The following is a 22,598-nucleotide window of genomic DNA, read 5'->3' as shown; positions in this document are numbered from 1 at the left end:
GACCGGACACGCGCGGCACACGCCGGACGGGCTCGACGAGCTCGTCCGGCGTCGTGTCCTCCGGGGCGGTCTCGTCGCCGGGTGGGGTCGCTCCCGAGGTGGATCAGACCCCGCGCGGGCTCGGTCCCCGGCCTTGGACCCGGGCCTTGGGGGCCTTGGTCCCGGGCCCGTTCAGTCCCTGGGGCGACCCACGTCTCGGGACAGGTCCAGGGCCAGGAAGCGGTCCACGTGTGCCAGTGCCTCGAACCGGGCGCCCGGCGCGAACCCCTGGTCGCGGGACAGCTCGATCAGGAGCCGTAGCGCGGTGCGGGTGTCCAGGTCGTCGTCGAGCGCGGCGTGGATCGACCCGATCGCCTCGGCCGGCATCGCCTGGGACGGGGACTCGGCGAACTCCGCCGTCCGGGCCCGCAACTCGGCGAGTGTGCGCTCGGCCTCGACCACGCCGTGATAGCCCTTCGCGTCCGCCCGCAGGGGCTGGTCCGCGGCCAGCGTGAGCAGGAGCAGGCGCAGCGCGAGCGGGTCCCCGGGGTGCGGGACGGGGTGCCGATTCGCCGCCTCGACCACCGCCGACGGATGCAGCACGTGCACCCGGGCCCGCGGGCCCTGATCGCCGTTCTCCCCGATGTACAGGTCGATCGCGCCGTCCGGTTGCCCGGTGGTGGGCACCGGCATGTTGTACCGCCCGTAGCCGGCCGCGTCCGCGATTCGGGCGCGGTACGGCAGTTGATGGATCGTCACGGTCAGCCGGTGTCGGCCCGCGACCCGACGGAAGGTGTCGGCGAGGATCGCCGCGCGCAGCGAGCGGCTCGGATACGCCACGCGCACCCGTCGGCCGATCGAGGTGGTCACGGTCTCGGACTTGCCGGTCTGGGAATCGGTCAGTCGCACCATGCCGCCCACCGTAGGCGCCCATGACATCTGTCATGGCGCGATCAGGAGGTTTCCCACTTCGTCGTGTCCACGCCTTCGGCCAGGCTGAGGCCATGAAGATCAGGGCTGGGGAACAGACGACCGCGCCGGCCGTCGCGCTGAGCGGCGTGCGCAAGCGCTTCGGTGACCTGCACGCGGTGGCCGGGCTCGACCTGGAGCTGCGCCAGGGCGAGACGGTCGCGCTGCTGGGGCCCAATGGGGCGGGCAAGTCGACCACGCTCGACCTGCTGCTGGGCCTGAGCAGGCCCACCGAGGGCACCGTCGCGCTGTTCGGCGCCGACCCGCGCGAGGCGATCCGTCGCGGCCGGGTCGGCGCGATGCTCCAGACCGGCGGCCTGATGCCGGACGTGACCGTCGGCGAGATGGTCGAGCTGGCCCGAGACCTGCATCCGCGCCCCTTGCCGCAGGCGGAGGTGCTGCGCCGCGCGGGCATCGAGGACCTGGTCGGCAAGGACGTCGGCAAGCTCTCCGGCGGGCAGGCCCAGCGAGTGCGGTTCGCGGTCGCCATCGCGGGCGAGGTGGACCTGATCGTGCTGGACGAGCCGACCACCGGGATGGACGTGGACAGCCGGCAGCGGTTCTGGGTGAGCATGCGCGAGCAGGCCGAGCTGGGCCGCACCGTGCTGTTCGCGACGCACTACCTGGAAGAGGCGGACAACGTCGCCGACCGGGTGCTCGTGCTGCACCGGGGCAGGTTGCTCGCCGACGCGAGCGCCGCGCAGATCAAGGCCCGCGCGGGACTGCGCCGGATCGCCTTCGACCTGGACGCCCCGGTCGAGCGGTACGAGCCCACGCTGCGCGCGCTGCCCGGCGTCGAGCACCTCGAACTGGGCGCCGGCACGGTGCGCATCCGCAGCGCCGACGCGGACGAGACGGTCGCCGCGATCTACGCGGCGGGCCTTCGGCCGCGCGGACTCGAAGTGGCCGGACTCGGCCTGGAGCAGGCGTTCCTGGCGATCACCCAACAGGCGGACGAGGCGGAAGGCACGGAGATCGCGTCATGAAGACCCTGATGAGGCTGGAGATCCTGCGGATGTTGCGCAACCGCCGGTACCTGATCTTCACGCTCGCCTACCCGGTCGCGATGTACCTGATCTTCGGCAGCCAATCCGGTGACGTCGACGGCACCGACGTCTCCGCCTACATCATGGTGTCGATGGCCTCGTTCGGCGCGGTCGGCGCGACGCTCAGCGCGGGCGTGCAGCGGATCGCGGCGGAACGGCAGAGCGGGTGGACCCGGCAGTTGCGGCTGACCACGCTGACCGGGCGCCAATACGTGATCTCCAAACTCGTGTCCGCCTCGGTGGTCGGCCTGCCCGCGATCGTGCTGGTGCTGTTCACCGGCTTCCTGCGCGGCGTGCGGCTGGACCCGTGGCAGTGGGGCGTGATCGTGCTCGCCCTGTGGTTCGGCTCGTTCGTGTTCGCGGTGCTGGGGATCGGGTTGGGCTATCTGGTCGCACCCGACTCGGCGCAGCCGATGTTCATGCTGGTCTATCTGGGCATGGCGGTGCTCGGCGGGATGTGGGTCCCGCTGACCGGGTTCCCGCGCTTCCTGCAGGACGTCGGACACGTGATGCCGACCTACCGATTGGGCCAACTCGGCTGGGAGGTGCTGGGTGGACACCACCCCCGGGTGTCGGACGTCCTGGTGCTGGCCGGCTATCTGGTCGCGTTCACCGCGCTGGCGGCGTGGCGCTACCGTCGCGACGAGCAGAAGGTCGCGGCCTGATCCGGGACCACTCGCAGGACGGGGTCTCGTGCACGACGGGATCCTTCGTACGGAGGGCGCACGACATGGACTGGTCGGACCCGACGCGGCAGGACAGCGCGCGAGGGCGGGCGATCCGGATGTCGTGGTCGCTGCTGTGGTTGTTCTTCCTTACCCCGGTCGTGCACGACCTGGCGACCGGGGACTACGGGCCGGTACGGCTCGCGGTGGGCGCGTTCGGCCTGCTGGTGGTGGTGGTCTGCTACGTGTCGCTGGTGTTCGGCGGGGTCGGCTGGTTCGGGCTGTTCGGGCGGGTGGAGGGCGCGCTGCGCAAGGCGCTGGACAGCGATCGCGCCCAGCAGGTGACCTGCCTGGTGTTGTGGGCGACCGCGGTCGCGCTGATCCTGACCTTCGACGACGCGTGGTTGGGCCTGATGGTCTACGTGTCGGTGTCGGTCGGCGCCGGGCTGCGGTTCCCGCGGTCGATGTGGGCGATCCTGGGCTGTGTGCTGAGCGGGCTCGTGCTCGGTGTGCTGCTGGACGCGGCCGGCAACGACATGCTCGTACTCGCGTTCGTCACGGTGCTCACCGGCGGCCTGATGATCGGCGTGCGCCGACTGCTGGAGACGCTGGCCGAGTTGCGCGAGGCCCGGGAGATCGTGGCCCAGCTCTCGGCCAACGAGGAACGCCTGCGGATGGCGCGCGACCTGCACGACGTGCTGGGCCACTCGTTGTCCCTGATCACGCTCAAGAGCGAGCTGGCCGGCCGGTTTCTGCCCGGGCACGTCGAGCGCGCGGCCGAACAGGTCGCGGACATCGAGCGGGTCAGCCGGCAGGCGCTGGTGGACGTACGCGAGGCGGTCGGCGGATATCGGCGGCCGACCTTCGCGGTCGAGCTGGCGGGCGCCCGGATCGCCGCCCGGGCGGTGGGCATCGAGCTGATCCAGCTCCCGGAGCAGTGGCCGGTGTGCCCCGACCCGGAGGCCGAGGCCGTGCTCGCGTGGGCGCTGCGCGAGGCGGTGACCAACACGATGCGGCACAGCGGCGCACGGCGCTGCACGGTGGCGCTGGGCACGGGCCCGGTGTGGAGCCTGGACGTCACCGACGACGGGCGGGGTGCGGCGGGTCGCGAGGGCAACGGGCTGACCGGGCTGCGCGAGCGGTTCGCGGCGGCCGACGGCAGCATCGGTGTGGGTGTCCCCGAGGGCGGCAAGGGGTTCCGATTGACCGCTTCGGTCCCGGTGCTTCCCGGTAAGGACGAGGAGGGGCAGATCGATCCCGGGGCGAACCGCTAACGTTCGGCCGGTGATCAACGTTCTGCTCGCCGAGGACCAGGCCATGGTGCGCGAGGCACTCGCCGCGCTGCTGGGCCTGGAGGAGGACATCCGCGTCGTCGCCCAGGTCGCGCGTGGTGACGAGGTGGTCGAGGCGGTCCGGACGAGCGCGGTGGACGTGGCCCTGCTGGACATCGAGATGCCCGGTCAGGACGGCCTGGCCGCCGCGGCCGACCTGCGCCGGGCGTTGCCCGGGTGCCGGATCGTCATGTTGACCACGTTCGGCCGGCCCGGCTACCTGCGTCGCGCGATGGAGTTGGGTGCGGACGCGTTCCTGGTCAAGGACGCGCCCGCGGCCCAATTGGCCGACGCCATCCGGCGGGTGCTGCGCGGTGAGCGGGTGATCGACCCCACGCTCGCGGCCACCGCGCTCTCGGTCGGCGCCGATCCGCTCACCGAGCGCGAACGCGACGTGTTGCGCGCGGCGGCGGACGGCTCGACGGTGTCCGAGATCGCGTCGCGGTTGCACCTGTCCGAGGGCACCGTGCGCAATCACCTGTCCTCGTGTATCGGCAAGACGCACGCCCGCAATCGGGCGGACGCGGTCCGCATCGCGCACGAGAACGGCTGGTTGTGAGCGGCCGACCGTGAGCCGCCGGTCGCGCCGGGCGGGTCAGGTCGCGACCGCGACGAAGCGCAGCCGGACGTAGTCCGCGTACCACGTGCCCTCGCGCGACCGGCGGTCGCGCACCAACTCGTCCACGCGGGCCAACAGCGTCTCGTGCGCGGCTTCGGGGAAGTGCGCGAGGGTGCTCGGCCCGAACATCCGCCACCAGTCGGCCGCGGTGTCGCCGGGGGCCAGTGCCGTGGGACGGTCGAAGTACTGCATCAGGCGCACCTCGAAGCCGGCCCGCTCCAGCCGACCGGCGTGCTCGGCCGGGCTCGGGAAGTACCACGGCAACACCGGTTCGCCCAGGCCCTGTTCGGCGGCGGCCGTGCGCAGGCCCCGGATCAGCGCGGCGACGTTGCGGCCGCCGCCCTGCTCGGCGACGAAGACGCCGCCCGGGCGCAGCGCGGCGTGTACGCGGGCGAGCACCTCGTCGGGCCGGGTCATCCAGTGCAGCGCCGCGTTGGAGAAGACCTTGTCGACCGGCTCGGCCGACGTGAAGGTGTGGCCGTCGGCGACGTCGAAGCTCACCCCGGACCCGGCGTGCTTGGCCCGTGCGGTCCGGATCATCCGCGCGTCGGCGTCGATCCCGTGCACCCGCGCACCCGTTCCGGCGATCTCGACGGCGAGGTCGCCGGTGCCACAGCCCAGATCCAGGATCGACTCGTCCGGCCGGGGCGCGAGCAGATCGATCATGGGGCGTCCATGTGCCGAGACGAAGCCGAAGTTGCTGTCGTACGTTGCGGCATCCCAATCCATGCCTTGCAATGTATGACTCCTATCCAGAATTCGATACTCATATCTCATGGAGTGAGACGAAAGATCTTTCTCGTGGATCACGCGGACAAGATCGATGGGACGCGAGCCCGAAGGCCGGTAGAGTCCTGGTGCCCGGCGGCCCGAGTGCCGCCGGAGAGGATGTCGGAGGAATGGGCATGGGGTCGCACCGGGCAAGCGGGCCCGAGCCGGGCTCCCGTCGTCCCCGTCGGGAGCGGATCCGCTGGCTCGCGGCGAGTGCCGCGCTCGCCGCACTGCCCGCCGCGTTGATCGTGGCCCTGTCCGGGGATTCCTCGACCCCCGACCACGCGCTCAGCGCCGATTACGTCCGCACCGGCTCGTGGCCCACCGGCTACAGCGGGCAGTACGTCCTGCGCAACTCCGGCTCCGACACGGTCAAGGGCTGGACCCTGCGCTTCGACCTGCCGGCGGGCACCCGGATCGCCAACGTGTGGAACGGTCGGCTGGAGCCGGCCACCGGCAAGTACACGGTGCGCAACGAGAATTGGAACAAAGCACTGCGTCCGGGCGAGAGCATCGTGGTCGGCTTCGAGGTCCGCCGGGAAGGCGCCGGTGTGCCGACCGCGAGCGAACCGGCCCGCCCCGACGGGCCGATCGCCTGCACGATCAACGACAAGCCGTGCACCGGGGCCGGTCCGACCGCCTCGGGCGAGCGGTCGACGCCGGCCGGGTCGATTCCGCCGGTCGGCCCGCTCGACACCGACCGGCGCACCGCCTCGGCCGCCCCCACCGCGACCGGCACCGCACGCGCCGGCGGCTCGCCGGCCGGCTCGACACCGCCACCCGCGAGCGGACCCGCCGGCGGCGCGACCCCGCGCTCGGGCACGGTCGAACACCTCGCGCCCTACCTGGACATGACGCTCCCGGGCCCGCTCGACCCCACTCAGGCGGGAGCGGCCGGCACGGTGCGCGAGCGCACGCTGGCCTACGTCGTGGACGGCGGCGGCTGCCGGCCGATGTGGGGCGGGGTGACCCGACTCGACGATCCGGCGACCACCGGCCGGATCGCCGCGCTGCGCGACGCGGGCGGGTCGATCCGGGTCGCGTTCGGCGGCGCCGGCGGCACCGACCTCGCCGCGTCCTGCGGCACGCCCGAGGAACTGGTCGCCGCCTACCGGCAGGTGCTGGCCGCGACCGGGGCGAGCGGCATGGACCTGGACATCGAGGGCCGCTCGCTGGTGCGCCCCGACGTGGTGCAGCGGCGCAACGCGGCACTGCGCCTGCTCCAGGAGGGCGCCCGCGCGAACGGACAGAGCGTGGACGTCGGGTACTCGCTGCCGGTGGACCCGCTCCAGGGCCTGGGCGAGGAGGCCAAGGCGCTGCTGCGGGACGCCGCCGCGCAGCGGGTCGAGGTCTCCTACGTCAACGCCAAGGCGCTCAATTACGGTGCGGCGGTGGCGCCTCGACCGGAGGGCCGGATGGGCCGGTTCGCGAGCGACGCCGCGCACGCCGTGCAGGGGCAGATCCGCGAGGTGTGGCCGAACCTGTCCGAGGAGCAGGCCTGGCGGCGGGTGTCCGTGACGGTGATGATCGGCCGCAACGATGTCGCCGGCGAGGTGTTCACGCTGGAGGACGCCCGCACCTTCACCGAGTTCGCCCGGTCCGTGCATCTGGGACGGGTCGCGTGGTGGTCCGCCGCCCGCGACAAGCCGTGCCCCGAGGACGCCGCGGACGCGACCGGCGCCGACCCCACGTGCAGCGGGATCGCCCAGGACGCCGACGCGTTCCTGCGTGTCTTCGGCGGCGGCTGAGCCGCGCCACGCCGCCGGTTTCGAGGCCTCAGTTCAGTCGGGCTCGGGCGGCTTTGGCCTCGGCCAGCACGCTCTCGGCGACCTTCGGGTCGATGCGTTCGACCAGCTCCGCGTACTCCTGCAGCTGTCGGGCGCCGGCCGCGAACTGGCCGGTCCGCGCGAGCAGCGAGCCGCGCTCGTGCCGCAGCGCCGCCGGATGACGCGGCAGCAGCAGGGACAGCTCGACCGCCCACAGCCGGGTCCAGGCACCCTCGATGCCGCGCTCGGGCTGGGCGGCCCAGGCCCGGATGTTGTTCAGGACGCGGAGCAGGATCGTGGTCGGCCTGGCCGGTTGCAGCAGCGTCGGATCGCCCGCCTGGCCGCCCGCCTCCGCGGCCAGGCGCCGGGCTCGGGACACCGACAGCGGCACCCCGCCGTGGAACGGGTCGGCCAGCTCGAACGCGCCGTCCGGATCCCCGATCCCGACCACGAAATGTCCCGGCAACGCGACGCCGTACACCGGCAGCCCGGCCCGTCGGCCCACCTCGATCCACACCACCGACAGCAGGATCGGCAGTCCGCGCCGGCGGCGCAGCACCTCGTGCAGCAGCGACGAGCGCAGGTCGGCGTAGTCGGACTGCTGCCCGAAGAAGCGGGCCCGCCCGCCGAGCACCGAGGCCAGCGCCGCGGCGGCCCGCGGCGGGTCGTACTCGGATCCCGCCTCGGCCCGCACCGCGGCCGCGAGCCGATCCAGTTCGGCGATCCCCACCGCGGGGTCGAAGGCCGGGTCGACCTCGACGCCCATCAGCAGCGCGGCCTCGGCCAGATTCACCTCGTCCGCCCGGACCACCGAGGCGAACCGGTCGCGGGCGTTGCCGGGAGCGCTCACGGGCGCTCGACCGGCGACCGGCGGTAGTGGTAGCCGTGGTGGTCGGTGAAGCCGAGCGCGTCGTAGAGCTCGCGCGCGGGCCGGTTGTCCGATTCCACCTGGAGCCAGCCGGTGACCGCGCCGCTCGCCAGCGCCCGGTCGGTCAGCGCCCGCACGATCGCCCGGGCGTGGCCCCGACGGCGGTGGGCCGGGTCCACCTCCAGGGCGGCGAAGCCCGCGTACCGACCGAGCACGCACACGCGTCCGATCGCGATCGGCTCGGCGGAGGCCGGATCCGAAACGGTCGCGAACAGGGTGCCCGGCGGTCCCTGCAGCACGTGTCGCTCGGCGCCGCCGCCCGGGCCCGCGACGTGGTGGTAGAGCGAGAGCCACGCGTCGGTGAGGGTGCTCTCCACCCGAACCGCGCTCGCGTCCACGTCGCGCAGTACGTCCGCCGCGCGCACCAGTCGCCCCGTGCGCATCAGCGCGTCGCCCTCCGCGGGCCAGTCGGCCGCGTCCAGGAAGCGGTCGAACGGGTCGTCGTGCGCGACCTGGAACAGTGTCGGCAGCCTGCGCTCGGCGTACCAGGCATTCACTCGATCGAGTGCCTCCGCGAACGGCACGCCCGGCTCGCCCAGGACCAGCACCGAGTTCGCCCGCCGGGTGAATCCCTCGGCCGCGCGCAACAACCACTCGCCGTAGGTGGCGATCTCCGGCGCGGGCCAGGACCGGCTGGCCACGTCCTGCAACCGGGCCGGGGTCAGGCGTCGGACCGGCGGCGGGACCACCTTGGCGGCCACGATGCTCGCTTCGGCCACCCGGGCGATACTGCCGTCCCTGCGGGTGATTGTCAGCACACCGTCGCGCCAGTCCACGAGGTCGCCCACGACGTCTGTGTAGGTCGCTCCGGAGTCCTCCGGCGGCAGCTCGCGGCGCACCGACACGCGTCTGCCCACATCCCGTGGTGTGATCCTCTTCACCTGTCCGGCTTCCCCGATCCGGGCTGACCTCGTCCGCCCACGTCTGCTGACATGTTCCCGGCCCACAGGTAAGGGCCACCTGCTAGGAGTAGGCCCCGGCCCACCGCGATACTAGTTGCGGGCACCGACGTTGCCGCGCTCCCGCGCACCCTGTACCGCCCGCATGAGGAGGAACCCGACGTGACCTACGTCATCGCGCAGCCCTGCGTCGACCTGAAGGACAAGGCATGCATCGAGGAGTGCCCCGTCGACTGCATCTACGAGGGTGAGCGTGCGCTGTACATCCACCCCGACGAGTGCGTCGACTGTGGAGCCTGCGAGCCCGTCTGCCCGGTCGAGGCAATCTTCTACGAGGACGACACCCCGGAGCAGTGGAAGGACTACTACAAGGCGAACGTGGAGTTCTTCGACGACCTCGGTTCCCCGGGTGGCGCGTCGAAGATGGGTCTGATCGCCAAGGACCACCCGCTGATCGCCGCGCTGCCGCCGCAGGCGACCGGCGAGTAGCGCCGACGTGACCGCTTCGCACAACGGTGCCGAAGCACCCGCCGACCCCGCCGCCGCGCGGGGTCGGCAGGCGCGTCGTGTCACCGACCTGCTCCCCGTCTTCCCCTGGGACCGCCTCGAACCGTTCGGCCGGCGGGCGCGCGCCCACCCCGACGGCGTGGTCGACCTCTCGGTGGGCACGCCCGTGGACCCCACCCCGGAGCCGATCCGCGCCGCGCTGCGCGCGGCCGCCGACTCGCCCGGGTATCCGACCGTGTTCGGGAAGCCCGAACTGCGCGAGTCGATCGCGGCGTGGCTGCGCCGCCGGCTCGGTGTCACCGGCGCGAACCCGGACGCGGTGTTGCCGGTGATCGGCACCAAGGAACTCGTCGCGGCGCTGCCGGCCCAGCTCGGGCTCGGCCCGGGCGACACGGTCGCGCACCCGGCGCTGGCCTACCCCACCTATGACGTGGGCGCGCGCCTGGCCGGTGCCACGCCGCTCGCGGTCGTGGACGGCACGCTGCCGGACCCGGCGGGCGTGCGGATGATCTGGCTCAACTCGCCGGGCAACCCGCACGGCGCGGTGCGTTCGGCCGACGAGCTGCGCCGCATCGTCGAGTGGGCCCGCGCGCACGAGATCCTGGTGGTCTCCGACGAGTGCTACATCGAGCTGTGCTGGGACGCCCAGGCGGTGTCGGTGCTGCACCCGGACGTGTGCGGCGACTCGCACGAGGGGCTGCTCGCCGTGCACTCGCTGTCCAAGCGCAGCAACCTGGCCGGCTACCGCGCGGGCTTCGTCACCGGCGACCTCGCGGTCGTCCGCGAGCTGCTCGCGGTGCGCAAGCACTCCGGGCTCATCATGCCGGGCCCGGTGCAGGCGGCGATGACCGTCGCGTTCGCCGACGACGAGCACGTCGCGGCGCAACGCGCCCGCTACGCGGCCCGGCGGACGGCACTGCGCGGCGCGCTGGAGTCGGCCGGCTTCCGGATCGAGCACTCCCAGGCGAGCCTGTACCTGTGGGCCACGCGCGACGAGGACTGCTGGGAGACCGTGGCGTGGTTCGCCGAGCGCGGCATCCTGGTCGCCCCCGGCGACTTCTACGGCTCGCTGGGCGAGCGGCACGTGCGGATCGCGTTCACCGCGACCGACGAGCGGGTGGCGGCGGGCGTGGACCGGCTCAAGAACGGTTGAGCGACGAACCCCGATTCACTTGACACATCGTCAGTTGTCGTGTCCCGGGGCAGGGATAGGCTGCCGGTATGACCGTGAGGCTTGATCTGTCCCAGGACGCGGCGTCGCTTACCGCGCAACTCGTCGACATCCCCTCCGTCAGCGGCGACGAGCGTGTGCTCGCCGACGCGGTGGAGGAGGCGCTGCGCGCCTGTCCACATCTGACCGTGTACCGCGACGGCGACTCGGTGGTCGCGCGCACCGACCTCGGTCGGGCCGAGCGGATCCTGATCGCGGGCCACCTGGACACGGTCCCGATCGCGGACAACCTGCCGTCGCGGATCGAGGGTCCGCTGATGTACGGCTGCGGCACCTCGGACATGAAGAGCGGCGTCGCGGTGCAACTGCGGCTCGCCGCGCACCTGCCCGAGCCCAATCGCGACGTCACCTACGTGTTCTACGACTGCGAGGAGGTCGACGCCGCCCGCAACGGCCTGCTGCGGCTGGCGAACACCCATCCGAAGTGGCTGGAGGCCGACTTCGCGGTGCTGATGGAGCCGACCGGCGGCGCGGTCGAGGGCGGCTGCCAGGGCACGTTGCGGGTGCGGATCACCACGGTGGGCACCCGGGCGCACTCGGCCCGCTCGTGGCTGGGCGACAACGCGATCCACGCCGCGGCGCCGATCCTGACCCGGTTGCAGGGCTACGAGGCGGCCCGGGTCGTGATCGACGGGCTCGAATACCGCGAGGGGCTCAGCGCGGTCGCGATCGAGGGCGGCGTCGCGGGGAACGTCATCCCCGACGCGTGCACGGTCACGGTCAACTTCCGGTTCGCGCCCAATCGCAGCGTCGAGGAGGCGTTCGAGCACGTGCGCGAGGTGTTCGCCGGCTTCGACGTGGTGCTCACCGACTCGGCGGAGGGAGCGCTTCCGGGACTGGACCGGCCGGCCGCGGCGGCGTTCGTGGCGGCGATCGGCACCGCGCCGCGGGCCAAGTTCGGCTGGACCGACGTGGCACGCTTCTCCGCGCTGGGCATCCCGGCGGTCAACTACGGGCCCGGCGACCCCAATCTCGCGCACAAGCGGGACGAACACGTGGAGATCGCGCTGATCGGCGACAGCGAGAGCCGGTTGCTGCGCTGGCTCGGGTAGCGGTCGGCGCGCGGCGCCTTCGCCGCCCGCGCGGGGCGGTTACCGGGTAAATCCGATCAACCGCCGCTCCGGCGTGACAGGGTGGCCGGATGGATGCGCGATTCGCTCCGTCGGAGGAGCCACCCGAGTTCGCCTCGCCCAGTGAGGTGGAGGAACAGCATCCCGGCATGGGTCACCTCGGTACCGAGGCGTGGCGCGTGCTGCGGATCCAGACCGAGTTCGTCGACGGCTTCGGCATGCTCGCCGATCTCGGCCGGGCGGTCAGCGTGTTCGGCTCGGCCCGGACCAAGCCGGGCTCGGCCGAGTACCGGATCGGCGAGCGGGTCGGCCGGGCACTGGCCGAGGCCGGCTACGCGGTGATCACCGGCGGTGGCCCCGGCGCGATGGAGGCCGCGAACAAGGGCGCCCGGGACGCCGGCGGCCAATCCGTGGGCGTGGGCATCAAGCTCCCGTTCGAGTCCGGGCTCAACCCCTACGTGGACCGGGGCATCACGTTCCGGTACTTTTTCGCGCGCAAGACGATGTTCGTCAAATACGCGCAGGGCTTCATCGTGCTGCCCGGCGGAATCGGCACGCTGGACGAGTTGTTCGAGGCGCTCACCCTGGTCCAGACCGGCAAGGTCACGCACTTCCCGGTGGTGCTGATCGGGCGCGACTACTGGACCGGGCTGATCGACTGGGTGCGCGACGTGGTGATCGCGCAGGGCAAGGCGTCGCCGGCCGACCTGGACCTGATCCGGATCACCGACGACGTGGACGAGGCGGTGCGGATCATCCGGGACGCGGATCTGGAGTGCTCGAAGATCGAGGCCGAGTCGCGCGCGGACAAGGCCGCCGCCGAACGCCGCGCCGGTGGCGGAGCAATTGCCACCTGACGGGCATTCGGGCGCCCCGTCGCGTTCACTTGGGGGACACCGACGGGCGAAAGCGTAGGGGCGTCCCGATTTTTCCCGCCTGTCACTGGAGAAACCAGATGTCGCTGTCCCGTAGGGGTTTCCTCGGTCGCACCGCCACCACCGGTGCCGGTGTCGCCCTCATCGGCAGCACCGGCATGTTGCTCGCCCCCAACGCCTCGGCCTCGTCCCGCGGCGGTCACGGCCGGCCGCCGGCCCAGCCCGGCTACGGTGCGCTGATCAACGACCCCGCCGGGCGCCTGGCGCTTCCGAAGGGCTTCTCGTACCAGATCGTCACCGAGGCGGGTGTCACCAAGCTGGAGTCGGGCGAGGCCACCCCGAGCAACCACGACGGCACCGGCGCGTTCAAGCTGCGCGGCGGCGGTACGGTCCTGGTCAACAACCACGAGCTCGGCGGTTCGCTCAAGGACACCCCGCTGCCGGTTCCGCACCTGTCCGGTCTGACCTACGACGAGGGGCTCGCCGGCGGCTGCACCGTGGTCGAGGTGAACCGTTACGGCAGGCGCATACGCGAGTACGTCGGCGTGGCCGGCACCGCGACCAACTGCGCGGGCGGGGTGACGCCCTGGGACACCTGGCTGACCTGCGAGGAGACCGAGCAGCTCGCCGGTCAGGGCAGCGCGACCAAGGACCACGGCTACGTGTTCGAGGTCGACCCCTACGACCGCCGCGCCAACCGCGACCCGAAGCCGATCAAGGCGCTCGGCCGGTTCGCGCACGAGGCCGTCGCGGTCGACCCGCGCCGCGGTCACCTGTACCTGACCGAGGACGCGGGCAACCCGAACGGGCTGTTCTACCGCTGGGAGCCCCCGCGCCACTGGGACGGCGGCCGCGGCCGGCTGCGCAAGCTGGCCGACGACGCGGGCACCCTCGCGGCGATGCGCTGCGTGGACGCGAGCGGCAAGCACGTGGACGACCTCTCCCGCGCGACCGAGATCGGTACCACGTACGCGGTCAACTGGGTGACCGTGCCCGAGCGCGACGCGCGCACGGTGTCCATCCGCAAGCAGTTCCAGAACAGCGACATCACCCGCGGTCGCAAGATCGAGGGCATCTGGTGGGGCGACGGTGGCGCGTACGTCGTCACCAGCTTCGCCCGCAAGGAGAGCCCGGGCACGCCGCACGACGGCCAGATCTGGTTCTACGACCCGCGTCGGGGCCGGCTGACCCTGAAGCTGCGCTTCGGCGTCAACACCACGCCGGACGTGGACGGTCCCTACGACGGTCCGGACAACATCAGCGTCTCGCCGCACGGCGGCGTGATCATCGCCGAGGACGGCGAGGGCGTCCAGCACCTGCTGGGTGCGACCGAGGACGGCAAGACCTACCCGATCGCGCGCAACGACATCCCCGGCGGCAGCGAGTTGACCGGCCCGACCTTCTCCGAGGACGGCCGCACGCTGTTCGCGAACCTGCAGAGCCCGGGCACGATGTACGCGATCACCGGTCCCTGGAAGCGCTGCTGATTCGACGGCGACGCCGCCCCGGCGGTCCGCACCCCCCGATCGGCGCCCCCAACGTCGGCGCCCGCCCCCACCTTCCCGGTGGGCGCGGGCGCCGTACGCGTCCCCGGGGGCCGCGTGGGCGGCCCCCGGGGGGTCAGGCCAGTCCCCGCCGGGCCACCGCGGGCTGCCGGATGCCGTGGATCGAGGACACCATGTCCAGCACCTGCCGCGTCTCCGCCACCTGGTGCGCGCGGTACACCCGGGCGCCCAGCCACGCGCTCACCGCGGTGGTGGCCAGCGTGCCGAGCAGGCGCTCGTTCACCGGCTTGTCCAGCGTCTCGCCGACGAAGTCCTTGTTGGACAGCGAGACCAGCACCGGCCAGCCGGTGTCGACCATCTCGCCGAGTCGGCGGGTCGCCTCCAACGAGTGCCGGGTGTTCTTGCCGAAGTCGTGCCCGGGGTCGATCAGGATCGCGTCCCGGCGCACCCCGAGCCGCGCGGCGCGCTCGGCCAGGCCGACCGTGACGTCCAGGATGTCCTCCATCACGTCCACGTAGCCGATCCGGTGCGGCCGGGTGCGCGGCTGCGCCCGCCCGGCATGCGTGCACACGATGCCCACGTCGTACTTCGCGGCCACCTCGGCCAGCTTGGGGTCCACCCCGCCCCACGCGTCGTTCATCAGGTCCGCGCCCGCCTCGCAGACCGCCTCGGCCACCTCGTGTCGCCAGGTGTCGACGCTGATCACCACGTCGGGGTGGCGGCGGCGGACCTCGGCCACGAAGGACGCCGTCCGGCGGATCTCCTCGGCGACGTCCACCTCCGCCCCCGGACCGGCCTTGACACCCCCGATGTCCACGATCCCCGCGCCCTCGGCGACCGCGCGCTCGACCGCGTCCAGAGCGGGTCGATCGTCGAACGTCGCGCCCTTGTCGAAAAACGAGTCCGGCGTCCGGTTGACGATCGCCATGATCACCAACTCGTCACCGCCGAACTCCCGTCGTCCCAGCCTCAGCGTCGTCACCCCGTCGACCTCCGCTACCCACACCCTGCACGTGCCACCTGACCCCCTGATCGTGGCACGATCGTCCCGTGCGACGACCCGGGGGCTTCCCGAAGCGGCCCGGAGCGGACACCCGTGCCAGCACCTGCACCACCGTCGAAGGGGAGCCGTCCGTGTTCTGGATCCAGCTTGTCGTGGTGACCGGGGTGATCCTCGTGATCGCCGCGGTCGTGCTCGGGGCGGGTGGCTCCCTCCCCGACGCCTACCGCGAACAGCCCGAGCTGCGGATGCCCGGCGACCGCCCGCTCACGAGCGCGGATGTCGACCACATCCGGTTCCCGGTGGTCTTCCGCGGCTACCGGATGAGCGAGGTCGACCTGGTCCTGGACCGCCTCACCGGCGAGCTCGCGGCACGCGACGCGCGCATCCTGGAGCTCGAGTACAAGATCACCGGCACCACCCCGGCCGGGCTCACCGTCTCGGTCCCGGGCGCGACCACCGCGGGCGCGAGCGCGGTCGGCGCCGGCCGGCTCGCCCCGCCGCCGCGCGGGTCGGGCACCACGCTGTCCCTGGAGAAGCCGGACCGGGCCGACGAGCTCGTCGCCGACGCGACGCCGACCCCGACCCCGACCCCGGCCGCGCCCGCGGCCGTCGACGAAGCGGACGGGACGCGGGACGAGAGTCCGAACGAGCAGCGGGACGAGACCGCGGACGCGAAGCGGGACGAGACGCCGGACGCGGGGAAGACCCCGGAGGCGAGTGCCGAGGCGGCGACCGAGCCGGGCGCCGCGGCGGACGCTCCGGCCGACCGGGTCGGCGACGCCGAGTCGACCGCGGAGTCGACCGCGGAGTCGACCGCCGAGCCGAAGGGCGACCCGAAGCCGTGACCGTCGTCGGCGGTCCGATCGCGGGACCGGACGGGTTGCCCCGCTGCCCGTGGGGCGCGTCCGGCCCCGAGGACTACCGGGCCTACCACGACACCGAGTGGGGCGTTCCGGTGCACGGCGAGGACCGGCTGTACGAGCGGTTGTGCCTGGAGGCGTTCCAGTCCGGGCTGTCCTGGCTGACCATCCTGCGTCGGCGGGCGGGCTTTCGGGCCGCTTTCGCGGACTTCTCGATCGCCCGGGTGGCGCGGTTCGACGACGCGGATCGGGCTCGGCTGCTCGCCGACGAGGGGATCATCCGCAATCGGGCCAAGATCGACGCGGCGATCGCCAACGCGCACGCCGCGCAGGCCCTCCAAGGCGGTCTGGACGCGCTCGTATGGTCGTTCGCACCTTCCGGACGCCGGAAGGCTCCCGCGGCCCTGTCGGACGTACCGGCGGTCACCGACGAGTCCACCGCGCTGGCGAAGGAGCTCAAGCGCAAGGGTTTCCGGTTCGTCGGCCCGACCACCGCCTACGCGCTGATGCAGGCCTGTGGGCTGGTCAACGACCACCTCGAGGGCTGCGTGTCCCGCTGAACGAGGCCGGCCGCGGCGTCGAGTGCGGTCCGCGCGTCGACACCGCGGACCGTCGTGCGCGACCCGAGGGTCCGCGCGGCGGTCCGCGCAGCCGGCACCGGGGTCAGCGGCCGACGAAGGTCGGCTTCTCCTTGGCCACGAAGGCCGCGACCGCGATCCGGTGGTCCTCGGAGCCACCCGCGCGCAGTTGCAGCTCGTCCTCCTTGGCGAGCGTGTCCACCAGCGAGTGGGACGCGCCGAAGGCCACCGACTCCTTGAGCGCGGCCAGCGCCACGGTCGGGCCGTCGGCCAGCCGGCGGGCCAGTTCGCGGGCCGCGCCGACGACCTCGTCGGCCGGGACCACTCGGTTGGCCAGGCCCAGTTCGAGCGCCTCGGCGGCCTTGACGGTGCGCGGCAACATCAGCAGCTCGACCGCCCTGGCCTGACCGACCAGGCGCGGCAGCGTCCAGGAAGCGCCGGAGTCGGCGGTCAGCGCGACCCCGGCGAACGCGGTGTTGAACCCGGCCGTGTCCGCCATGATCCGGAAGTCGCACGCCCACGCGATCGCCGCGCCGGCCCCCGCGGCGACGCCGTTGACCGCCGCGACCACCGGCTTGGCCATCGTCGCCAGCGCGGTCACCAACGGGTTGTAGTGCTCGCGCACGGTGGCGAAGGTGGCCTCGGGGCCGGTCTCCAACTGCCGGATGTGCGCCTTGAGGTCCTGGCCGGCACAAAACGCCCGACCGCTGCCGGTCAGCAGTACGGCTCGGACGGCGGGGTCCTCGGCCGCGCGGAGCACCGCGTCGCGCAAAGCGATCTTGGTCGGCTCGTCGAGCGAGTTCATCGCGTCCGGGCGGTTCAGCGTGACGGTCGCGACCCCGTCGGCGAGTTCGTAGAGCACATTGTCGGTCTTGTCGGCCATGGCCTGCCTCCGCATCGGATCCATCTCCGCAGGTGGGATGTGCACAGCATGCCGGACCGCCGTGCCGTGCCCACGCCCGGCCCTGACGGACCGTCAGCTCACTGCCGGGGCGGGATCGAGCCGGCGCGGAGCCGGGACGGACCATCTCATTTCAGTGCCGTACGGACGTGGTTCGAGAGGCCGACGGGACCCGATGTTGCTCACCCCACCGTTCGATGCGGGATAATGGTCCCTGATCAATGCTCTCGAAGACCGGTGGCCGGTTTGAGCACCGGTGCGTCGATATGCAGGAAGGGGAACGAGCATGGCGGCCATGAAGCCGCGGACGGGCGACGGCCCGCTCGAGGTGACCAAGGAAGGGCGGGGCATCGTCATGCGCGTTCCGCTTGAGGGCGGTGGACGGCTCGTAGTCGAGCTGTCGGCCGATGAGGCCGGTGCCCTGAGCGAGGCGCTGAAGAACGCCGTGGGCTGACCCCCAGGGGCGACGCCCTCGACGAAAGTCGTGATGCGACGGCCCCGGTCCGGACATGGAGACTCATGTCCGGACCGGGGCCGTCGGCATGCGCCGGCGGCGTCGATCAACTCCGACGGGCCGCGCACAGCAGGCCGTCGCCGACCGGGAGCAGGGCGGGCACGAGCGACTCGTGCTCACGGATCACCCGCAGCACGTCGCGCACCGCGGCGGTCTCCGCGTCCCGGTGCGCCGGATCGGCCACCCGGTCGCGCAGGAGCGCGTTGTCGAAGCACACCACGCCGCCGGGCCGCAGCAACCGCAGCGCCTCGGCCAGGTAGTCCAGGTACTCCAGCTTGTCGCCGTCGCAGAACACCAGGTCGTAGCCGCCGTCGGCGAGCCGGGGCAGCACCTCCAGGGCGCGGCCGGGGATGAAGCGGGCGCGTCCGCTGGGGAAGCCCGCCTCGGTGAAGGTCTCCTTGGCGAGGCGCTGGTTCTCCGGGTCGGCGTCGACCGTGGTGAGCACGCCGTCGGAGCGCATGCCGCGCAGCAGGTAGAGCCCGGAGACCCCGGTCCCGGTCCCGATCTCGGCGACCGCCTTGGCCTCGACCGCGGCCGCGAGGAAACGCAGCGCGGCGCCGGCGCCGGGACCTATCGGGAGCACGCCGACTTCCCGGGCGCGGGCGCGGGCGCCCGCGAGGACGGCGTCCTCGCCGACGTACTCTTCCGCGAACGCCCAGCTCGCCTGGCGATTGCCGGAAATGGCTTCCTCCTCTGTCCCGGCCCCCCGTACGCGTCCCGACGAGGCGGCCACCTGAGCGCAAGCGTATTACCGAGGGCTCGGCCGCCCGGTCGGGGAGCGCCGCACGAGTGCGCGCGGGCGGCGGCGACGAGATCCGTCGAGCGACCGGTGCGGGATCGGGGAACCGCGCCCGGGTGCGGTTCGTTGGCTCCCTCGGAAGACAGGTGAACACGAGGCTCGTGGTCTCGCGGCACCGAAGGTGGGTCGGATGTGGGCTCGGCGCCCTTATCCGGGCTTAACAGGCAGGACGCTTATGGTGGTTGCGCTACTCGGAAGAGGAGGTGTGGCAGTGGTCGACCACCGCGGGGAACAATCCTGTACCCGCGACGCGTCGCCGATGCCGGATCACGTGGCCGAAGCCGCAAACGCAATCAGCAGCCCAGCCCAGGCCGAATGGGTCCCGCCGTCGTGGGAGGACATCGTCCGAACCCACTCCGCTCGGGTCTATCGGCTCGCCTACCGCCTCAGCGGCAACCCGCACGACGCGGACGACATCACCCAAGAGGTGTTCGTCCGAGTGTTCCGATCGTTGTCGAGCTACACGCCCGGCACGTTCGAGGGTTGGCTGCACCGCATCACCACGAACCTTTTCCTCGACATGGTTCGGCGCCGTCAGCGCATCCGCTTCGAGGGTCTGGGCGACGACGCGGGCGAACGCCTCGCCGGTCGTGAGCTCTCACCCGCGCAGGCATACGACGACGCCCACCTGGACGCGGACGTCCAGCAGGCGCTGGATGCCCTCGCCCCGGAGTTCCGCGCCGCGGTCGTGCTGTGTGACATCGAGGGCCTGTCGTACGAGGAGATCGCCACCACGCTCGGAGTGAAACTCGGGACCGTGCGCAGCCGCATTCACCGCGGCCGGTCCCAGCTCCGTGCGGCGCTGCGGCATCGTGCTCCCCGGAACAAGGCAGGCCAGGAGACGGCTGCGGAGGTCCGGACCACGGTGCGGAGATGAGGGACCGTGACCAGTGAGCCCGGCGACCGCTTGGGCAGGGGGGTAGTGAGTGCGACACGGATGGGACGCACCGCGACCCGACGTGGGGCATGCGAGGTGGGGACATGAGCCACCTCGAGGACAAACTCGCCGCCTATGTGGACGGTGAGCTGGGCCATGAGGCCCGGGAGAAGGTGCTGGCGCACCTCGCCGAATGCGCGGACTGTCGCGTGGAGGCCGAGGAACAGCGCCAGGTGAAACAACTGCTCGGCAGGGTGCGACAGCCCGGTCCGTCGGACGATCTGATGGCACGGCTGCTGGCCATGGGCGAGCCCGACCAACCGTCGCCTCCGCCGCCCGCGTCGGGGGATCGCTTCACCTTCCCGACCGCCGGGCGACCGGCGGTCTCGGCACGTGCGCGCTCGCGCTCGACCGGTCCACGTGCCGGTCGGCCCGGCAACATGCCCGAGCGGGTGCGCCCGCCGGTGAGTCGGCGTCGGTTGACGTTCGCCGCCGCGGGCGCGTTCTCGATGATGGCCGTCGCGCTCAGCAGCGCGTTCGTGCCGGGCGGGACCAGCGGCGGTACCGAGGGACGCCCCGCGGCCCCGGCCGTGGAGCGTTATCTCGTGGAGCAGGCCGCCACCACGACCGCCCTGCCCGCGGGCTCGGCGTCGCGGCGTCCCGCGCCGGTGCTGGCCGGGACGCAGTTGACGGTCCCGATCCAGCCGGTCGACGCCCGGCGCTGAATTCGCCCGCGCCGGGCCGGCTCGTCGGCCCGGCGGGGCGTCACGCGTGTCCGGAGCCTGTCCGGACACGCGTTCGTCACGTGTTCGTGCGCCGGGCCGGGCCGAGCGGGAACGATTCGCCGCAGGCCCGGTCCGCGGCGCGGGCCGGGTGGGGCCGGTACGTTCGGCGGGTCGCGCGTGCGACGCGGCGGGGCGGGTATCCACTGCCGCCGGGACGACACCGACCGGCACGCGCAAGACTGTGGCCGTGCCGTGGAAGCAGCAGGTGTTCGGCACACCGGGAGCGGTAGGAAGGCACACGATGAGCGACGTATACGGCCGCGGGGGAGCGGAGCCGCCGCGAGGTGACGACGCGCCGGCCGGACCGGGACCCGATCACGACGCCGAACCGGCGGCCTTCCCGACCGGGACACCGCCCTCGCGGCGGCGGGAGGAGCCCGCGCCGGATCGATCCGCCGAGGCCGACCGGACCCCCGAGGTCCCGGCCGAGACCCCGCCGAAGCCTTCGGTCGAGCGTGGCCCCGACGCGGAGCCCGCCGCGTTCCCGACCCGCCCGTCGCCGGTCGCGGCCGAGCCGCCCGCGACCGGCGGCGCCCCGGCCGCGGCCGGGTCTTCCGCGCCGGCGGATCCGGCCGAGCCGGTCGCCGAGCCGGCGGCCGATCCCACCACCGAGCCGGCCGCGTTCGGGCCGCCCGTCCCGGATGTCCGGGAGGCGGTCACCGCCGAGGTGCCGGTCGTACACGGCACCGCCGAGATCCCGAGCGCGGACGATCCGGCCTACGACCCCTTCGCGCCGCCCCCGCAGCCGCCACCGCCCGCCGGGGCGCCGACCCGGCCGTGGCCGGGGCAGGCCGGTGGCTACGGGACACACCCGGGCACGGCACATCCGGGCTACGGGCCCTACGGGCCGTACCCCTCGTACGCCCCGCAGGCGGCCTACACGCCTTATCAGGCCGTGCCGTACGGCTATTCGGTGCCGGGGGACATGACCGGTGCCGGCGGGCCCACGGAGGACCTCGGCAAGCGCTACGGCCGCCGGCTGATCGTGTGGGCCGCGGTCCTCGCGCTGGTGGCCGGGCTGATCGGCGGCGGCATCGGCGCCTGGATCGCGGATCGCCACGACACCAAGGTCCGCCTCGGCGACCCGCCCCCGACCGGCCCCGCGCGGGGCAAGGACACCATCGCCGGACTCGCGGGCCGCACGCTGCCGGGGGTGGTGTACATCCACACCAAGACCGGCCGCGGCGAGGCCACCGGCACCGGTTTCGTGCTGGACACGGCCGGCGACATCCTGACCAACAACCACGTGGTCGAGGCGGGCGCGTCCGGCGGCACGATCACCGTGACCTTCAACGACGGCCAGCAGACCTCGGCGACCCTGGTCGGCCGGGACACCGGCTACGACCTCGCGGTGATCCGGGTGTCCGGCGTTCAGGGGCTGCACCCGCTGCCGCTGGGCAACTCCGACGGCGTCCAGGTCGGCGACCCGGTGATCGCCATCGGCGCGCCGTTCAACCTGGAGGGAACCGTCACCTCCGGGATCATCAGTGCCAAGGACCGCGCGGTCAGCGCGGGCACCTCGGGCAGCGACGTGTCCTACATCAGCGCGTTGCAGACCGACGCGCCGATCAACCCCGGCAACTCGGGTGGTCCGCTGATCGACGCGGCGGGCGCGGTGATCGGGATCAACTCGGCGATCCGCTCGGCCGGCGGCGGGCAGGGCAATCCGTTCGGGGCCCAGCAGGAGGCGGGCAGCATCGGCCTCGGCTTCGCCATCCCGATCAACCAGGCGCGTCGGGTCGCGCAGCAGTTGATCGACACCGGCAAGGCCTCGCACCCGGTGATCGGCGTCACATTGGATGTCGCGTACCAGGGTGACGGTGCGCGGATCGCGCCGCAGGACGTCAAGGGCGCGCCGCCGATCCGGGCGGGCGGGCCGGCCGGGCGGGCCGGGCTCAAGCCGGGCGACGTGATCAAGGCGATCGACGGCCGCAAGGTGCACGACGCCAACGAGTTGATCGTGGCGATCCGGTCCAAGGCGCCCGGTGCGGTGGTCAAGCTCACCATCGAGCGGGACGGGACCGAGCGCACGGTCGACATGACCCTCGAAGCCGGATGACCCGGACATGACGTACGGATGTCCGGACGAACACATCTTCGGGGGATAGGCCGCAAACACC

General features: G+C 72.7%; 23 protein-coding genes. 16 read left to right on the top strand and 7 right to left on the bottom strand.

Going from position 1 to position 22,598, the window contains the following annotated elements:
* Positions 1–171 precede the first annotated feature (171 nt).
* Complete coding sequence (locus tag ACZ4FV_RS01775) at positions 172–891, bottom strand: hypothetical protein (protein WP_395870487.1); 720 nt, start codon at positions 889–891, stop codon at positions 172–174.
* A gap of 92 nt (positions 892–983) precedes the next feature.
* Between ACZ4FV_RS01775 and ACZ4FV_RS01770 the strand changes: the two genes are divergently transcribed.
* From ACZ4FV_RS01770 to ACZ4FV_RS01755, 4 genes are all read left to right on the top strand, one after another.
* Positions 984–1,934, top strand: a complete 951-nt coding sequence (locus tag ACZ4FV_RS01770) for an ABC transporter ATP-binding protein (protein ID WP_395870489.1) — start codon at positions 984–986, stop codon at positions 1,932–1,934.
* Positions 1,931–2,659: an ABC transporter permease gene (locus ACZ4FV_RS01765; protein ID WP_395870491.1), complete on the top strand. Its 729-nt coding sequence runs from the start codon at positions 1,931–1,933 to the stop codon at positions 2,657–2,659. Before ACZ4FV_RS01770 ends, ACZ4FV_RS01765 begins: the two co-directional genes overlap by 4 nt.
* 65 nt (positions 2,660–2,724) lie before the next feature.
* Complete coding sequence (locus ACZ4FV_RS01760; protein WP_395870492.1) at positions 2,725–3,933, top strand: sensor histidine kinase; 1,209 nt, start codon at positions 2,725–2,727, stop codon at positions 3,931–3,933.
* A 10-nt stretch (positions 3,934–3,943) separates the two neighbouring features.
* Positions 3,944–4,549, top strand: a complete 606-nt coding sequence (locus tag ACZ4FV_RS01755) for a response regulator transcription factor (protein ID WP_395870495.1) — start codon at positions 3,944–3,946, stop codon at positions 4,547–4,549.
* A gap of 36 nt (positions 4,550–4,585) precedes the next feature.
* On the opposite strand, the gene ACZ4FV_RS01750 is transcribed toward ACZ4FV_RS01755, so the two are convergent.
* Positions 4,586–5,338 (bottom strand): class I SAM-dependent methyltransferase, encoded by a 753-nt coding sequence (locus ACZ4FV_RS01750; RefSeq protein ID WP_395870498.1) that lies wholly within the window; start codon positions 5,336–5,338, stop codon positions 4,586–4,588.
* 176 nt (positions 5,339–5,514) lie between these two features.
* Between ACZ4FV_RS01750 and ACZ4FV_RS01745 the strand changes: the two genes are divergently transcribed.
* Entirely contained in the window at positions 5,515–7,128 is a 1,614-nt protein-coding gene (locus ACZ4FV_RS01745; RefSeq protein ID WP_395870500.1) for a glycoside hydrolase family 18 protein, read from the top strand.
* 28 nt (positions 7,129–7,156) lie between these two features.
* Here the strand turns inward: ACZ4FV_RS01745 and ACZ4FV_RS01740 are convergent, their stop codons facing one another.
* Together ACZ4FV_RS01740 and ACZ4FV_RS01735 are read right to left on the bottom strand one after the other, a co-directional pair.
* The gene (locus tag ACZ4FV_RS01740) at positions 7,157–7,996 is read right to left on the bottom strand and encodes a SirB1 family protein (RefSeq protein ID WP_395870502.1); all 840 of its coding nucleotides are present in this window, start codon (positions 7,994–7,996) and stop codon (positions 7,157–7,159) included.
* Positions 7,993–8,931, bottom strand: coding sequence for a GNAT family N-acetyltransferase (locus tag ACZ4FV_RS01735; protein ID WP_395870504.1), 939 nt, complete (start codon positions 8,929–8,931; stop codon positions 7,993–7,995). Before ACZ4FV_RS01735 ends, ACZ4FV_RS01740 begins: the two co-directional genes overlap by 4 nt.
* 204 nt (positions 8,932–9,135) lie before the next feature.
* On the opposite strand from ACZ4FV_RS01735, the gene fdxA reads away from it, so the two are divergent.
* The 5 genes from fdxA (at position 9,136) to ACZ4FV_RS01710 (ending at position 14,143) form a co-directional block, all read left to right on the top strand.
* Positions 9,136–9,462 carry a ferredoxin gene (fdxA, locus tag ACZ4FV_RS01730; protein ID WP_020556628.1) on the top strand — a complete coding sequence of 109 codons (327 nt, stop codon included), beginning with the start codon at positions 9,136–9,138 and terminating at the stop codon, positions 9,460–9,462.
* An 88-nt stretch (positions 9,463–9,550) separates the two neighbouring features.
* Positions 9,551–10,633 carry a succinyldiaminopimelate transaminase gene (gene dapC, locus ACZ4FV_RS01725; RefSeq protein ID WP_395870668.1) on the top strand — a complete coding sequence of 361 codons (1,083 nt, stop codon included), beginning with the start codon at positions 9,551–9,553 and terminating at the stop codon, positions 10,631–10,633.
* 68 nt (positions 10,634–10,701) lie between these two features.
* Positions 10,702–11,763 carry a succinyl-diaminopimelate desuccinylase gene (dapE, locus tag ACZ4FV_RS01720; protein ID WP_395870506.1) on the top strand — a complete coding sequence of 354 codons (1,062 nt, stop codon included), beginning with the start codon at positions 10,702–10,704 and terminating at the stop codon, positions 11,761–11,763.
* A gap of 89 nt (positions 11,764–11,852) precedes the next feature.
* Positions 11,853–12,638: an LOG family protein gene (locus tag ACZ4FV_RS01715; protein ID WP_395870508.1), complete on the top strand. Its 786-nt coding sequence runs from the start codon at positions 11,853–11,855 to the stop codon at positions 12,636–12,638.
* A gap of 98 nt (positions 12,639–12,736) precedes the next feature.
* Entirely contained in the window at positions 12,737–14,143 is a 1,407-nt protein-coding gene (locus ACZ4FV_RS01710; protein ID WP_395870510.1) for an alkaline phosphatase PhoX, read from the top strand.
* Between the two features lie 133 nt (positions 14,144–14,276).
* On the opposite strand, the gene folP is transcribed toward ACZ4FV_RS01710, so the two are convergent.
* Positions 14,277–15,089 (bottom strand): dihydropteroate synthase, encoded by an 813-nt coding sequence (folP, locus tag ACZ4FV_RS01705; protein ID WP_402234074.1) that lies wholly within the window; start codon positions 15,087–15,089, stop codon positions 14,277–14,279.
* Positions 15,090–15,295: 206 nt separating this feature from the next.
* On the opposite strand from folP, the gene ACZ4FV_RS01700 reads away from it, so the two are divergent.
* Positions 15,296–16,009: a DivIVA domain-containing protein gene (locus ACZ4FV_RS01700; RefSeq protein ID WP_465321584.1), complete on the top strand. Its 714-nt coding sequence runs from the start codon at positions 15,296–15,298 to the stop codon at positions 16,007–16,009.
* Positions 16,006–16,584: a DNA-3-methyladenine glycosylase I gene (locus ACZ4FV_RS01695; RefSeq protein ID WP_395870514.1), complete on the top strand. Its 579-nt coding sequence runs from the start codon at positions 16,006–16,008 to the stop codon at positions 16,582–16,584. The genes ACZ4FV_RS01700 and ACZ4FV_RS01695 overlap by 4 nt, the downstream gene beginning before the upstream one ends.
* Before the next feature lie 103 nt (positions 16,585–16,687).
* Here the strand turns inward: ACZ4FV_RS01695 and ACZ4FV_RS01690 are convergent, their stop codons facing one another.
* Positions 16,688–17,485 (bottom strand): enoyl-CoA hydratase/isomerase family protein, encoded by a 798-nt coding sequence (locus ACZ4FV_RS01690; RefSeq protein WP_395870516.1) that lies wholly within the window; start codon positions 17,483–17,485, stop codon positions 16,688–16,690.
* Positions 17,486–17,789: 304 nt separating this feature from the next.
* Between ACZ4FV_RS01690 and ACZ4FV_RS01685 the strand changes: the two genes are divergently transcribed.
* A complete protein-coding gene (locus tag ACZ4FV_RS01685; protein WP_078976897.1) occupies positions 17,790–17,957 on the top strand; it encodes a DUF3117 domain-containing protein in 168 nt (55 codons plus the stop codon).
* A 106-nt stretch (positions 17,958–18,063) separates the two neighbouring features.
* Here ACZ4FV_RS01685 and ACZ4FV_RS01680 read toward each other — a convergent pair whose 3' ends face one another.
* Positions 18,064–18,750: an O-methyltransferase gene (locus tag ACZ4FV_RS01680; RefSeq protein ID WP_395870518.1), complete on the bottom strand. Its 687-nt coding sequence runs from the start codon at positions 18,748–18,750 to the stop codon at positions 18,064–18,066.
* Between the two features lie 325 nt (positions 18,751–19,075).
* On the opposite strand from ACZ4FV_RS01680, the gene sigE reads away from it, so the two are divergent.
* The 3 genes from sigE (at position 19,076) to ACZ4FV_RS01665 (ending at position 22,537) form a co-directional block, all read left to right on the top strand.
* Positions 19,076–19,693, top strand: coding sequence for an RNA polymerase sigma factor SigE (sigE, locus tag ACZ4FV_RS01675; RefSeq protein WP_052174094.1), 618 nt, complete (start codon positions 19,076–19,078; stop codon positions 19,691–19,693).
* 104 nt (positions 19,694–19,797) lie between these two features.
* Positions 19,798–20,418: an anti-sigma factor family protein gene (locus tag ACZ4FV_RS01670; protein WP_395870520.1), complete on the top strand. Its 621-nt coding sequence runs from the start codon at positions 19,798–19,800 to the stop codon at positions 20,416–20,418.
* Between the two features lie 301 nt (positions 20,419–20,719).
* Complete coding sequence (locus ACZ4FV_RS01665) at positions 20,720–22,537, top strand: S1C family serine protease (protein ID WP_465321583.1); 1,818 nt, start codon at positions 20,720–20,722, stop codon at positions 22,535–22,537.
* The last annotated feature ends 61 nt before the right edge of the window (positions 22,538–22,598 follow it).

Source organism: Embleya sp. NPDC025285, from assembly GCF_055558835.1.
Note: the sequence above shows the minus strand (reverse complement) of the source record. Positions and strands in the feature narration are given on the sequence as shown.